Origin of the sequence: Flavobacterium sp. TSSA_36 (assembly GCF_051547165.1) — a bacterium.
Lineage (GTDB): Bacteria > Bacteroidota > Bacteroidia > Flavobacteriales > Flavobacteriaceae > Flavobacterium.
Genome location: NZ_JBPTTP010000008.1, coordinates 148917 through 162801, shown reverse-complemented (window position 1 = coordinate 162801; position 13885 = coordinate 148917). Strand labels below are relative to the sequence as shown.

General features: G+C 35.9%; 13 protein-coding genes and 2 tRNA genes. 4 read left to right on the top strand and 11 right to left on the bottom strand.

Translation table 11 applies throughout. The annotated features are described in order from the left end of the window. Nucleotides 1-63 precede the first annotated feature (63 nt). A complete protein-coding gene (locus ACSVH7_RS14195; protein WP_438067342.1) occupies nucleotides 64-1239 on the bottom strand; it encodes an 8-amino-7-oxononanoate synthase in 1176 nt (391 codons plus the stop codon). A 131-nt stretch (nucleotides 1240-1370) separates the two neighbouring features. Next, entirely contained in the window at nucleotides 1371-1859 is a 489-nt protein-coding gene (locus tag ACSVH7_RS14190; protein ID WP_438067341.1) for a DUF1761 domain-containing protein, read from the bottom strand. A gap of 179 nt (nucleotides 1860-2038) precedes the next feature. On the opposite strand from ACSVH7_RS14190, the gene ACSVH7_RS14185 reads away from it, so the two are divergent. Continuing rightward, nucleotides 2039-2857, top strand: a complete 819-nt coding sequence (locus tag ACSVH7_RS14185) for a leucine-rich repeat domain-containing protein (RefSeq protein WP_438067340.1) — start codon at nucleotides 2039-2041, stop codon at nucleotides 2855-2857. 191 nt (nucleotides 2858-3048) lie between these two features. On the opposite strand, the gene ACSVH7_RS14180 is transcribed toward ACSVH7_RS14185, so the two are convergent. Further along, a tRNA-Met gene (locus ACSVH7_RS14180) sits at nucleotides 3049-3121 on the bottom strand. Between the two features lie 35 nt (nucleotides 3122-3156). Beyond that, a tRNA-Met gene (locus ACSVH7_RS14175) sits at nucleotides 3157-3229 on the bottom strand. 116 nt (nucleotides 3230-3345) lie between these two features. Between ACSVH7_RS14175 and era the strand changes: the two genes are divergently transcribed. Continuing rightward, nucleotides 3346-4227: a GTPase Era gene (era, locus tag ACSVH7_RS14170; RefSeq protein ID WP_438067339.1), complete on the top strand. Its 882-nt coding sequence runs from the start codon at nucleotides 3346-3348 to the stop codon at nucleotides 4225-4227. Between the two features lie 266 nt (nucleotides 4228-4493). On the opposite strand, the gene ACSVH7_RS14165 is transcribed toward era, so the two are convergent. Continuing rightward, nucleotides 4494-4988, bottom strand: coding sequence for a hypothetical protein (locus tag ACSVH7_RS14165; RefSeq protein WP_438067338.1), 495 nt, complete (start codon nucleotides 4986-4988; stop codon nucleotides 4494-4496). A gap of 140 nt (nucleotides 4989-5128) precedes the next feature. Here ACSVH7_RS14165 and der point away from each other — a divergent pair, with 140 nt between their 5' ends. Beyond that, nucleotides 5129-6439 carry a ribosome biogenesis GTPase Der gene (gene der / locus ACSVH7_RS14160; protein WP_438067337.1) on the top strand — a complete coding sequence of 437 codons (1311 nt, stop codon included), beginning with the start codon at nucleotides 5129-5131 and terminating at the stop codon, nucleotides 6437-6439. 100 nt (nucleotides 6440-6539) lie between these two features. Here der and ACSVH7_RS14155 read toward each other — a convergent pair whose 3' ends face one another. The 6 genes from ACSVH7_RS14155 to ACSVH7_RS14130 form a co-directional block, all read right to left on the bottom strand. Next, entirely contained in the window at nucleotides 6540-7268 is a 729-nt protein-coding gene (locus tag ACSVH7_RS14155) for a DUF2490 domain-containing protein (protein ID WP_438067336.1), read from the bottom strand. Between the two features lie 351 nt (nucleotides 7269-7619). Next, entirely contained in the window at nucleotides 7620-8432 is an 813-nt protein-coding gene (locus ACSVH7_RS14150) for a TPM domain-containing protein (protein ID WP_438067335.1), read from the bottom strand. A gap of 3 nt (nucleotides 8433-8435) precedes the next feature. Next, a complete protein-coding gene (locus ACSVH7_RS14145) occupies nucleotides 8436-8873 on the bottom strand; it encodes a TPM domain-containing protein (RefSeq protein WP_438067334.1) in 438 nt (145 codons plus the stop codon). Nucleotides 8874-8916: 43 nt separating this feature from the next. Beyond that, nucleotides 8917-9504 (bottom strand): LemA family protein, encoded by a 588-nt coding sequence (locus ACSVH7_RS14140; protein WP_438067333.1) that lies wholly within the window; start codon nucleotides 9502-9504, stop codon nucleotides 8917-8919. Between the two features lie 32 nt (nucleotides 9505-9536). Beyond that, nucleotides 9537-9869, bottom strand: a complete 333-nt coding sequence (locus ACSVH7_RS14135; protein WP_438067332.1) for a MerR family transcriptional regulator — start codon at nucleotides 9867-9869, stop codon at nucleotides 9537-9539. Nucleotides 9870-9928: 59 nt separating this feature from the next. Next, nucleotides 9929-10900 carry a M23 family metallopeptidase gene (locus tag ACSVH7_RS14130; protein ID WP_438067331.1) on the bottom strand — a complete coding sequence of 324 codons (972 nt, stop codon included), beginning with the start codon at nucleotides 10898-10900 and terminating at the stop codon, nucleotides 9929-9931. Between the two features lie 321 nt (nucleotides 10901-11221). Between ACSVH7_RS14130 and alaS the strand changes: the two genes are divergently transcribed. Beyond that, entirely contained in the window at nucleotides 11222-13852 is a 2631-nt protein-coding gene (gene alaS / locus ACSVH7_RS14125) for an alanine--tRNA ligase (RefSeq protein ID WP_438067330.1), read from the top strand. The last annotated feature ends 33 nt before the right edge of the window (nucleotides 13853-13885 follow it).

The window sequence follows — 13885 nt, the reverse complement described above, 5'->3', positions numbered from 1 at the left end:
TGCGTTGTAGAATTATTTTTTTTCAATTTTTGAAGGTGTTAGTGTGAAAATACTAGCACTTTTTTATTGAAAAGGATTACGTTCTTGCCAGGAAGTTTTGGGTTCTAAAAAGTGAAAGAAATAGGGTAAAAAATAGTTGATAATAGGATTTTTATGTTCCATTAAGCCAAACATAGTTTCAGGTTTTGCACCAACTGAACTTTTAATCTCTAGCGCTGTCCTAGCAAAAATGATTGTTTTGAATTTTTTTTTGATAGAATAGGCAATCATATCATATAGCATGTTCAAATAGAGCATTTTTTCTCTCTGTATGCTGTTGTCGTATCCTAAAAAATAGGTATCCATTGCCGATCCATTTTTGATTAAAGTGGTAAATCCAATTAATTTTTCATCCATAAAATAGCCGTAAAAAAGAAAATTATCTTTCCAAATTTTTTTCAATTCAATAAAGTGGTTTTGGGATAGAAAGAAGGAGTTAAAAGGAGCATTTTTGGCTACATGATAATAGAGGTCATAAATCAATTCTTGATTGTCTTCAATTTCGCTGATGGATAGTTTTCTTTTTACAATTCCTATCGCTTTTTTTCTTGCTCTTTTATATTGATCTCTGTATTTTTTGGTTAGTTCGGCAACATAATCTTCTTCGTTTTTCCAAGATTCAGAGATAGAAAAAATCATATTAGGTTGCGTCGTAAATTGGAAAACATCACAAATGGAAGTCTGATTGATTTTGGTAATCTCTTTTATGGAGAAATCTTTGCTTGTCAATAAATGTATTGTAATTCCTTGTTTTTTTAAAATTTTTTCAATCTCATCTCGAGCTTCATAGAGTACTTTTATTTGTTTTTCAAAAGGAACAGCCTCCGAAAAGACATAGGCATTTTCTCCAGTAAGCATGCAGTTTCCTATAAACAGAACATGAGAAGCAAAGCGTTTGAATAAAAAATTGCGAACGATTGTTTTAAGGCATTTGTCGCGTTCGCCAAAGGATTCTAAACTTTTTAAATCTAAAAATTGACTTATGGCGACTCCTACCAATTCTTTGTTTTGGAAAATGCCTATAAAAAAACATTTCATATTGCTAGGACACGAATGCTCTAAAATTTCAAAATATTTTTTTTGTAAAAAAAGAGTAGTATTAGCCACATGGTCCCAAGTATCGGGAAGGTCGCTACTAGATTGATAAATGACGTGGGAAAGGGGAGTGTTCAAAGAGATTAAAGTTGAAATGGTAGACAAATTTAATCTAAAAAAGTAAAAGTTGTAAGGGAATGTTGAAAAAGCCTTAATAGAAATTATGAGGTAACTACTTCTTCTTGGATTTTGTTGCCGATGCGCTTCAATACTAATAAAGCGCATCGGAAACTATATTAAATCCAACCACAAATAATAGCGCCCATGCAGGTAAGAGTAACAATCCAATAGCCTGAATGGATGAAAATGTATTTCCAAGATTTTCTTTCGAAAAGGCCATTGATAGCAATCATAGGAAAAGCAAAAAACAGTCCCGACAAAAATCCATGAAGTGCACCGTGTTTGTAGGTTCTAAAGGCGGTTCCATAATCTGACATAAATGCCGTAAACGAGGGGAGTACCTCATTTATTTTAGAAGGGCCTCCCACCATTCCCAAGGCTCCCATTTGATGAATGGTAAGTGTCATTTCTATAGAAGCAATAAAAAGTCCGAAGAGATACGTACATCCGAAAATCATGAGCATATTTCCGGTTTTTAGCTGGGCCTCCGTTAGACTCGCTTCTTTCATCCATAAGGTGCCAAATACTTTGGGGTGATACCAAATAAATCCTATTAACAGGGTTACTAAAGCGGCTACAAATAATGATTGAAAATTCATTTCCATACTTGATTTGTTTTAAGATTAATACCCAAATGTATGAAAAAAACGCACTTCTTTTTTTAAAATATTTTGTAGGAATATATGTTTTTTTAATTTTATTGATGTATTTCATCGATTTTATTTGTATTTCATCTTTATGTATTCTATTTTTAGAACATTAATTTTGAATATATTTAACAATCATGAAAAAAACATTTTATCTTTTATTTTTGTCTTTTTCTCTCAGTTCTTTTGCTGCAGTTTCTGTCGTTGAGCGGGAAGCTTTGTTAGATTTATATCAATCTGCTAATGGTAAAAAATGGATAAATCAATGGGATTTATCGGCACCAATAGCTACTTGGTTTGGGGTTGTTCTTAAAGAGGATAAAGTGGTAGGTCTTGATTTATCAGGAAACAATTTGACAGGGAGTTTGCCAGTAACCATCGGAAATTTATTTTATTTGAAAGAATTAAATCTTAGTAAAAATAGGCTAGAGGGATGTATACCGAAATCTATTGGTAGTTTGAATTCTTTAGAAAGTCTTGATTTATCTTATAATCATCTTTCGGGAAGTATTCCTTCAACGATTGGTGCACTTCTACATGTGAAAAAGATGATTTTGTGCATGAACAAGTTAACTGGTGTTTTGCCTTTTGAATTAGGAAAACTTCACCATTTAGAAGTTTTGTCGCTTCACAATAACGAAATAGAGGGTAAAATTCCTAGTTCTTTGTTTGGGATTCAAAGATTGAAAATGATGTTGTTGAGTGGGAATAGATTAAGTGGGGAATTACATTCTGATATTGCTAAGTTAAAAGATCTTGAAACTTTAAGCTTATTTGATAACGAACTAAAAGGATTGATCCCTAAGGAATTGGAGTCGTTACGAAAATTACGAGAGTTAAATATTTCTTACAATCATTTCAACGGTCCGGTTTCTAAAATTTTAGTAGATAAAGATGTTTTAAATATGACAATGCTAACCTCAAATGGAAAAGTTGTCCTTTTGGAAATAATATAATTTGTATTGATGTGCTTTTAAATTTAGTTACTAAAACCTGCTTTTTTGCAGGTTTTTTTTGTAGAATTTTCTTAAAAATTTTGCTCCGCAACTTTTTCAAACTGATTTTTGCTTTGATCTCCCTTTTTTGAACTGATGCTTTAAAATTTCAATAAAAAAAAACACCAACTTGTGAAAGTTGGTGTTTTTAGTAGCGGGAACAGGACTCGAACCTGTGACCTTCGGGTTATGAGCCCGACGAGCTGCCTACTGCTCTATCCCGCGATGTGCGTTTTGTAATCTCAGTAAAATTAACTTAGTAGCGGGAACAGGACTCGAACCTGTGACCTTCGGGTTATGAGCCCGACGAGCTGCCTACTGCTCTATCCCGCGATGTTTCGGGTGCAAATATACGTTGATTTTATTGAAATGCAACTAAAATTTTAAAAAATGTTTTATTTCGTCTATTGGGTTGATATGGCTACCTTTGCAACATAAATTTATTTGAAATGACACATAAAGCCGGTTTTGTAAATATTATAGGGAATCCAAATGTTGGAAAATCAACGTTAATGAATGCGTTTGTGGGAGAAAGATTGTCCATTATTACTTCAAAAGCACAAACTACTCGACATAGAATATTAGGAATAGTTAATGGAGACGATTTTCAATTGATCTTATCGGATACTCCTGGAATTATTAAGCCTGCTTATGAAATGCAAGAGGCGATGATGAGTTTTGTAAAATCGGCATTTGAAGATGCTGATGTTTTGATTTACATGGTCGAAATTGGAGAACAAGAATTGAAGGATGAGGCTTTTTTTAATAAAATTATCCATTCTAAAATCCCAGTTTTGTTGTTGTTAAACAAAATTGATAATTCAAATCAAGAACAATTAGAGCAGCAAGTAGCTTTTTGGACCGAAAAAGTTCCGAATGCAGAGATTTATCCCATATCGGCTTTGCAGAATTTTAATGTTCCTGAAGTGTTTCAAAGAATTATTGCTTTGTTACCAGAATCGCCAGCTTATTATCCTAAAGATCAATTGACGGATAAACCGGAACGTTTTTTTGTGAACGAAACCATTCGCGAAAAAATATTGTTGAATTACAGTAAAGAAATTCCATATGCTGTGGAAATCGTGACTGAAGAATTCGTCGAAGACGAAAATATTATCCGTATCCGTTCTCTAATTATGGTAGAGCGTGACACACAAAAAGGTATTATCATTGGCCATAAAGGTGCCGCTTTGAAGAAAGTAGGAATGGATGCCCGTGTTGATTTGGAAAAGTTCTTTGGCAAACAAATTCATATTGAATTGTATGTAAAAGTGAATAAGAATTGGAGAAGCAATGCTAATATGTTGAAACGTTTCGGGTATAATCAGTAGGGACAGGTCGCGACCTGTCCGTACAAAAATTGGAGAGCAACGCCAATATGTTGAAACGTTTCGGGTATAATCAGTAGGGACAGGTCGCGACCTGTCCGTAAGGATGTTTTTTAGCCCAGATCGTAATGAAAACCCCGGAGTGCCAAAAACTAGTGGTTCTTGTGCTGGCAGAGCGACCAACGGAAGCTCCTGCAAGCGCAGTAGAACCACAGTTTTTTGGAACGAGGAGTTGTAATGGAGAGCTGGACTAGCTACTAGAAAACAAATTATTCTAGGATTTTTAAAAATAGTTCTTCTAGATCATTCATCTGTTTTTCGCCATTAGATCGGATTTGTCGGGCGATGACATAGAGCAGAAACCAAGCAAAAATCATCATGGAGAGTACGATGCAATCCCATTGTGTGGATTCTTTGAGAACATAATGGGTGTAGGCAATACCGCAAAATACGATGAAAGTGCCGGCAATCATAAAATGCAGAAACATAAATAAGGTCCATAAAGTTGGGTCTGGACCGAAGAGGCCTCGGATATGGGTTTCGTTTTCGGATTTTTTCTCTAATTCGAGATGTAAATGGGGGGACCAATATCTTTTTTTATCACCTTTTATGTTGAGCCAAATGTGATACCCTCTGATTTTTGCATAATAATCTGGTGATTTTTCATAGATAAAATTTTCGAATTTTGCTCGAATGGTGTCGGTGTTTTCGATGATGTCTTTGTAGAACCTAAGGCGTAAACGTATCTCATTATCTGGACTCATGGTGGTTTGGGTGAAGAAGTTGAACAGGTCAAATTACGCTAATATACCAAAAAAATTGATTCTCATGGTTTTAAACACTACCTTTGCACGCCTTAACCGCAAAAGTGTGCGCTAAGGATAACTATTTGAATACGAATAAAATGAATAATATTGTTGCGATAGTAGGAAGACCTAATGTAGGGAAATCGACCCTTTTTAATAGGCTGATACAAAGAAGAGAAGCTATTGTGGATTCGGTTTCTGGGGTGACCAGAGATAGAAATTACGGCAAAAGCGAGTGGAACGGAAAAGAGTTTTCTGTGATAGATACGGGTGGATATGTCCGCGGATCTGATGATGTTTTTGAGGGAGAAATCCGCAAACAAGTAGAATTGGCGATAGATGAAGCCGATGTAATTGTTTTTGTGGTGGATGTAGAAGAGGGAATTACACCGATGGACGAGACGGTGGCTAAGTTGTTGCGTAAAGTGACTAAGCCAGTTTTATTGGCTGTGAACAAGGTGGATAATGCCATGCGTGAGAAAGATGCTATTGAGTTTTACAACCTTGGTTTAGGAGAATATTTTACTTTTGCTAGTATTTCAGGTAGTGGAACAGGAGATTTATTAGATGCTTTAATCGATGCTTTTCCAGTAAAACCTGAGCCAGTTCAAGAAGAAGTGGTTTTGCCACGTTTTGCTGTAGTAGGTCGTCCTAATGCTGGAAAATCTAGTTTTATCAATGCCTTGATTGGGCAAGATCGTTTTATGGTGACGGATATTGCGGGTACAACTCGTGATGCTATTGATACTAAATTTGACCGTTTTGGATTTGAGTTTAATTTAGTGGATACAGCCGGAATTCGTCGTAAGGCCAAAGTTAAGGAAGATTTAGAATTTTATTCTGTGATGCGCTCCGTTCGTGCTATTGAACACGCTGACGTTTGTATTTTGGTGATTGATGCTACTCGTGGTTTTGAAGGACAAGATCAAAGTATTTTTTGGTTGGCAGAGAAAAACAGAAAAGGGGTAATCATTTTGGTAAACAAATGGGATTTGGTAGAAAAAGACACCATGTCTACTCGTGATTACGAAGAAAAAATTAAAAAGGAATTAATGCCGTTTACCGATGTGCCTATTCTTTTTGTTTCGGCTTTGACCAAACAACGTTTGTTGAAAGCGCTTGAAGCGACTGTAAAAGTATATGAGGATAGACAACAAAGAATACCTACTTCTAAGTTTAACGAATTCATGTTGAAGGTTATCGAGGCCTATCCACCACCAGCTACTAAAGGGAAATATGTGAAGATTAAATATTGTATGCAGTTGCCAACGGCTACACCGCAATTTGTATTTTTTGCGAATTTGCCACAATATGTAAAAGAGCCTTACAAACGCTATTTGGAAAATAAAATTAGAGAACAATGGGATTTTTCTGGTGTTCCGATTGATATTTATATTAGAGAAAAATAAAAATGTAAAGACCAAAACTATTTGTAGTTTTGGTCTTTTTTTGTTATAAATTGTAGTTTTCTTTCAAAGCTGACAGCAGAATATCTTCTTGAGAGGCTTTTTATAAATGGATTTTGTGAAAAACACTTAAGCGAATAATATCTCTATCAAAATAATCGATTCCGCTGGGACGTTGTTGAAAACTTTTGAGATAGCCTAGTTCTACTGCAATATTTTTATTAAATCCATATTGTAGGGCCCCATAAATTCTGTTTTGGTCAAAAGTGTTGTACACTATATTTTTTCCGGCATTGATTAGAATTTCATCATACACAATTGCTTTGAGGTACTTATTTTGCTTTTCCCAAACTGGATATTCTGCTTGTAAACGATAGCGAAATCGCCAATTAAAAGTGGTTCCTTCTAACAGTTTTGTTTTTGAGGCGTTGTGTATGAATCGTTCTTCGATTTGAAAGCGTTGGTTAATAGTTATTTTATTGTAATTTTTCTTGTAAGTAATATCTTGTTGTCCCCTGTATTCAGGAATTTCAAAGCCGAAATTTTTATTTGGATCTTGAGTATAAACCGAAAAATAAGTGAAACCACTACCAACTTCGACAGCAGAATTGATTTTATATCTCCCTTGGATTCTAAAAACAAATAGGTTTTCGGCAATAGGTTTTAAAAAAACACGATTGTCAAATTCAGTATGTACGGACCATTTGTTGTTTAAAGTCAATTGATTGTAATAGCGTGTCCAAAGAATGCTTTGATGATCAACTTTTTTTTCATTTTGCGAAAAGGAAAAAAGGGAGGATAATAAAAATAGAATCAGGTGTTTTTTTTTCATTATGAAAAGTGTTTTTAGATAAAAACAGATGTTACTGGTTTATAGGTTAGTTTTTTTGTGGTAAAATAGGTTAAAATAGCTATTTTGTTACTAATTGTTTTAGCTCTGTTGATCAAAAATAATTTTTTTTCATAAAAGTATACTCTAATAACTATTGTTTTTCGGAAACAAATATAATATTAGTTCTATTAAATTAGTAGAATTATTAAAATATTTTTTATCTAAAAGCAAAGCACTGATTAATAAGGTTTTTTGGTTTGAATTTAAAATAAAAACAGCGCAATGTACTATCATTGCGCTGTTTTTTTATGCTTTTGTGAATGTGTTTTTATGCTAAAGTAGAAGTTTTACTTACCAACTTCCGCTTGATCCACCACCAGAGAATCCGCCTCCGCCGAATCCACCTCCGAATCCGCCACCGCCAAAACCTCCGCCGGATGAACCACCAAATCCGCCTCCGCCGCCACGGCCAAGGTTACTTAAAATGATTACATCAAGTAGGCTAGGACCACCACCGCCTCGGTTTCCAGAATTGCCTCCGCCTTTGTTTTTAGAGAACAAAATTATTAGCATGACAATAATAAAGATAAGGGGAAGAATAGGAAAACTATCTCCTTTTGCTTTTTTTCGTTCTCCTTTGTATTTGCCTTTAAAAACATCGAATAGGGCATCGGTTCCTTTGTCGACGCCATTATAATAGCTGCCTGCTTTGAATTCTGGAAGAATAATGTTTCGGATGATTTCGCCGCCAATACCTGCAGTCAGTCGATCTTCCAGACCATAACCCGCTTGAAGCGCAATTTTTCGGTCATTTTTTGCAATTAAAAGAATGACTCCATTGTCTTCTTTGGCTTGACCAAATCCCCAAGTTTGTGCCCACTTGGTCGCTAATTGATTGATGTCTTCATTTTTTAAACTTTCAATCGTAATAACCACAATTTGTGTTGTAGTTGAATCAGAATAGTGTATGAGTTTTTCTTCTAGTTGGGCTTTTTCATTAGCATCAAATAGACTGGCGTAATCATACAGCGAAGTTTGAGCATTGGGTTTTTCTGGAATCGTAAATTGAGCAAAGCCAATAGTGAAGGTAAAAAAGGCTAGTAATAAGAGGGCTAATTGAAAAATTCCTTTGGAATTTGGAGTTTTAAATTTGGAGTTTTTCATTCTTTATCCTTTAGAAATTTCATTTGATAATTCGTTGGTGTCGCCTTCTTGCCAAGGAAAGTGTTTTTTGAGTTGTTCGCCAGCATTCAGGATACCATCAATCAAACCTTGTTTGTAATTGCCTACTTTGAACTGGCTAATCATAGCGTCTCGCGTACAGTTCCAAAAATCAGGGGTTACAACATCGTTGATGCCTTTGTCTCCGCAGATTACAAAAGTTTTGTCGGCCACGGCCAAATAAATTAATACCCCATTTTGTAATTCGGTAGCATCCATGTTGAGTTCGTGAAAAACTTCCATAGCGCGATCATAGGCATCTAGAGAAGTGGTAGCTTCTATGTGAACTCTAATCTCACCCGAAGTGTTTTTTTCGGCCACACGAATGGCTTCCACTATGGCGCTTTCCTCTTCTTTAGTTAAAAAGTCTTCTACTTTTGACATTATGTTGTGTTTTAATCCCCTCTTTTAGAGGGGATGGGGAGGATTAGAATTTTACTTCCACAGGTTTTTCTGCACCTTCAACAGCTTGGAAATAGGCTTTTTCTTTAAAGCCAAACATTCCAGCAAAAATGGAGTTAGGAAAGGTTTTAATGTGCGTATTGTAAGGTTTTACCGCTTCGTTAAAACGAGTTCTAGAAGTCAAAATTTGATTTTCAGTACTAGCCAATTCGTCTTGTAACTTCAAGAAGTTAGCATTAGCTTTAAGATCAGGATAGCGCTCTACCGATACCAACAATTTAGATAGTGAAGAGGAAACACCTGATTGTGCTGAGTTGAATGCTGTTAATTGTTCTGGTGTAATGTTAGTTGGGTCAACGGTAACCGAAGTAGCTTTTGCACGGGCTTCAATAACTGCAGTTAATGTGCTTTTTTCAAAGTCAGCGGCGCCTTTTACAGTGTTTACTAAGTTGCCAATCAAATCGTTTCTTCTTTGGTACGAAGTATTGACATTACCCCATGCTTCGTTGATGGTTTGTTCGTAACCAACAGCCGTGTTGTTAATTCCTTTAACCCAGCTGTATATTCCAAAAATTACGACAGCTCCGATAATCCAAGGCAAAAATCTTCTCATGTTTATTTAATTTTAGTTGTTAATTTTAATTTTTAAAGTTCTGTTTTTATTTGTACTAATTGTGTTTTTATGGCTTCTAATTTTTGAATAATTTCAAACTTGTCTAGACTTTTCTTTTGACCTTCTTTCAGATGGGTTTTGGCACCTTCTAATGTAAACCCTCGTTCTTTGACCAAGTGATAGATTAACTGCAGATTTTTAACATCCTCAGGAGTAAACATTCGGTTCCCCTTTGCATTTTTTTTGGGTTTTAAAATATCAAATTCACTATCCCAGAATCGAATCAATGAAGCATTAACGCCAAAGGCTTTGGCTACTTCACCTATGCTATAATATCTTTTATCTGGTGCTAATTCTATATGCATTTTCTCTTGTTTTTTTAACGCTCTTTTTATAATTATATGAACCGATTACTTCTGAAGTATTAATCCAGAGACTGGTTTTCTTGGTTGGCAGCATTAGAAATAGCTACATATTCTACCGCTGAAATTGAACCGTAATAAAAATTCAACGGATTGACTACTTTACCATTTTTGTGCACTTCATAATGTAAATGTGGAGCCTCGGAGCGTCCTGTACTTCCTACATAGCCAATGATGTCTCCTCTTTTAACACGTTGTCCCGCTCTGCACTTGTATTTGCTCAAATGTGCGTATAGCGATTCGTAGCCATAACCATGCCGAATTACAATATGATTCCCAAATCCAGAAGCCGAGTTGTCTGCTCTAGCTACAATTCCGTCGCCACTAGCAAAAATTGGTGTTCCAGTTTTTGCTGTAAAATCCATCCCCTCATGCATTTTGCGTGCTTTAGTAAACGGGTCGGTACGATAACCAAAACCAGAAGCAACATATCTTAATTTTTCATTTTGCACTGGCTGAATGGCAGGAATACTGGCCAAAAAGTCCTGTTTGGCTTCTGCCAATTTCAAAATAGCATCTAAAGATTTTGATTGAATCGCCAATTCTTTACTCAAAACATCTACTTTCTTCGTAGTTCTAATCACCAATTCAGAATTGTTATACCCTTGCAAGGCAACATAACTTTTTTTGTAGCCCGACTTACGCTCTTCTTCAGTGATGGGAGCCGTATTAAAATAGGTTCTGTACAAATTATTGTCGCGCTCAGCCATTTGGTCAGCAACTACTTGCAATTGCTCCAGTTTTTTATTTAAAATCGAATAATTTAGCCTCAAATTTTCAATCTCTCTTTGCTGAGCTCTATCATTCGGAGTCTTAAAATAAGGTACATTCAATAAAACAACAAACGACAAAAAACCAAACAAAGCCGAAGCAACAATAAATAAGGCAGCAAAACCAATCTTTTTTCTCTTCTTGGGCGTAATTTTTCGGTACGCTAATTTTTCGGAATCGTAATAATATTTTACTTTCGCCATAGTTTAAAATACCCTATTTTTGCAACCTGTAAAGAGTTAGTCGAACAAATTTAAGAAATGTTTCAAATCTTCTTTCTTTTTACATAAATAAAATAAGGGCCTAATCCAGCTATTCGTTGCAAGTTCTCGGTTACAAGCCTTTTTTTTCTAGCTACGTCAGGAGCTTCCTCTGGTCGCTCTGCCCCAGCAAGAAAAAAATAGTCTTCTAATCCTCAAAGCTTTCCACTACTATCTGGGGCAAAAGTTGAGCGGTTACATTGCCGTTTCGTCATTTCGAGACACTCAAGAACCCATCAACAAATAACCGATTAAAAAATAGAAATGAAATCACAAGACGTACGTAAGCAATTTTTAGATTTTTTTGAAAGCAAAGGACATTTAATTGTTCCTTCTGCGCCTATCGTTCTTAAAGATGACCCAACGCTGATGTTTAATAACTCAGGAATGGCACAATTCAAAGAGTATTTTTTGGGTCTAGGAACGCCAAAAAGCCAACGTATAGCCGATACTCAAAAATGTTTGCGTGTTTCAGGAAAGCATAATGACTTAGAGGAAGTAGGTATTGATACCTACCACCACACAATGTTTGAGATGTTGGGGAACTGGTCTTTTGGAGATTATTTCAAAAAAGAAGCCATTCACTGGGCTTGGGAATTGCTAACAGAAGTCTATAAAATAGATAAAGACATATTGTATGTAACTGTTTTTGAAGGAAGCGTTGAAGAAAATGTTCCTTTCGACCAAGAAGCCTATGATATTTGGAAAACTTTAATCGCTGAAGACCGAATTTTATTAGGAAATAAAAAAGACAATTTCTGGGAAATGGGAGATCAAGGTCCTTGTGGTCCTTGTTCCGAAATTCACGTAGATATTCGTTCAGCCGAAGAAAAAGCAGTAATTGACGGTAAAGAATTAGTCAATGCTGATCATCCTCAAGTGGTGGAGATTTGGAATAATGTATTTATGGAATTCAACCGTAAAGCCGATGGTTCTCTTGAAAAATTACCAGCACAACACGTAGATACAGGTATGGGATTTGAACGTCTTTGTATGGTTTTACAAGGGGTTCAATCGAATTATGATACGGATGTGTTTACCCCAATTATCAGAGAAATCGAGACGATTACTGGGACAACCTATACCATCAAAGCTTCCAATGAAGAAGAAGAAAAAATAAATATTGCGATTCGTGTGATTGCAGATCACGTTCGTGCAGTTGCTTTTGCCATCGCCGACGGACAATTGCCATCCAACACAGGCGCAGGATATGTAATTCGAAGAATTTTACGTCGCGCTATTCGTTACGGCTTTACTTTCTTGAATACCAAAGAACCTTTTATATATAAATTAGTAGATACGTTAAGTGCACAAATGAGTGCTTCTTTCCCTGAAATTCGTTCTCAAAAAGCCCTTTGTTCTAACGTAATTCGTGAGGAAGAAAGTTCATTTTTGCGTACTCTAGATCAAGGTTTGGTTTTATTAGATGCAGTGATTGCAAACAATCAAAGCAAGGTGATTGATGGTAAAAAAGCTTTTGAATTGTACGATACGTATGGTTTTCCAATCGATTTAACAGCTTTGATTTTATCTGAAAAAGGATTGCAACTAGACGAAAAAGTTTTTGAAGAACAATTACAATTGCAAAAAGAACGTTCACGTGCGGCTTCAAAAGTTACTGCGGGTGATTGGAATGTAATTGTAGAAGATGATATTCAGGAGTTTGTAGGCTATGACCGTTTGCAACACCAAGTAAAAATCACAAAATACCGTAGAGTAGAGAGTGTAAAAGAAGGGGAAATCTTTCAATTAGTTTTTAATTCTACTCCTTTTTATGGGGAAAGTGGAGGACAAACTGGCGATAAAGGATATCTTGAAGCTAGCAATGGAAACATCACTTACATCATCGATACCAAAAAAGAGAATAATCAAACGATTCACTTGGCAAAATCATTGCCAGAAAATTTAACCGACACTTTCCAAGCGATTGTAGATGTAAAACAAAGAGCAAGAACGTCTTCTAATCATACCGCAACCCACTTGTTGCATCAAGGATTGCGTAAAGTGTTAGGAACGCATATTGAACAAAAAGGTTCTATGGTGCGTTCGGCTTCTTTACGTTTTGACTTTTCTCACTTCTCTAAAGTAACAGACGAAGAATTGAAAGAAGTAGAAAATTTTGTTAACGCAAGAATTCGCGAAAGTTTGCCATTAATTGAGAAGCGTGGAATTGCCAAAGAACAAGCGCTAGAAGAAGGAGCTATTGCTTTGTTTGGCGAAAAATACGGCGACTTGGTGCGTATGATTAAGTTTGGAGACTCCGTTGAACTTTGTGGAGGAACCCACGTGGCGAATACTTCTGAGATTTGGCATTTCAAAATTGTTTCAGAAGGTGCTGTTGCTGCAGGTATTCGAAGAATTGAGGCAATCACCAGTGAAGCGGCTAAGGATTTCTTTGAATCCCAATTGATTACTTTTGGAGAAATGAAAGAAGTGTTGAAAAATGCTGTTGACCCTATAAAAGCGATTCAAACACTGCAAGATGAGAATGCTTCTTTGAAAAAGCAGATAGAAGCGTTGCTAAAAGACAAAGCCAAGAATATGAAAGGCGAATTAGCAGCAGCTTTCCAAGAAATAAACGGTGTTAAATTCTTAGCGCAACAAGTAGATTTAACGGCTGAAGGTGCCAAAGATTTGGTGTATGAATTAGGTAATTTAGGAAACAATATTTTCATTGTTTTGGCTACTGTAAATGAAGACAAGCCAATGTTGACCTGCTATATTTCTAAAGAATTAGTAGCTAATAAAAATCTAAATGCTGGACAAGTAGTTCGCGAATTAGGGAAATACATCCAAGGAGGCGGAGGAGGACAACCGTTCTTTGCTACAGCTGGTGGAAAGAACGCAGCTGGTGTTCCTGAAGCTTTAGCAAAAGCTATTGAGTTTGTGAAGTAGTTCGCTAATCTTTTAGACAATAATATCTCGCAA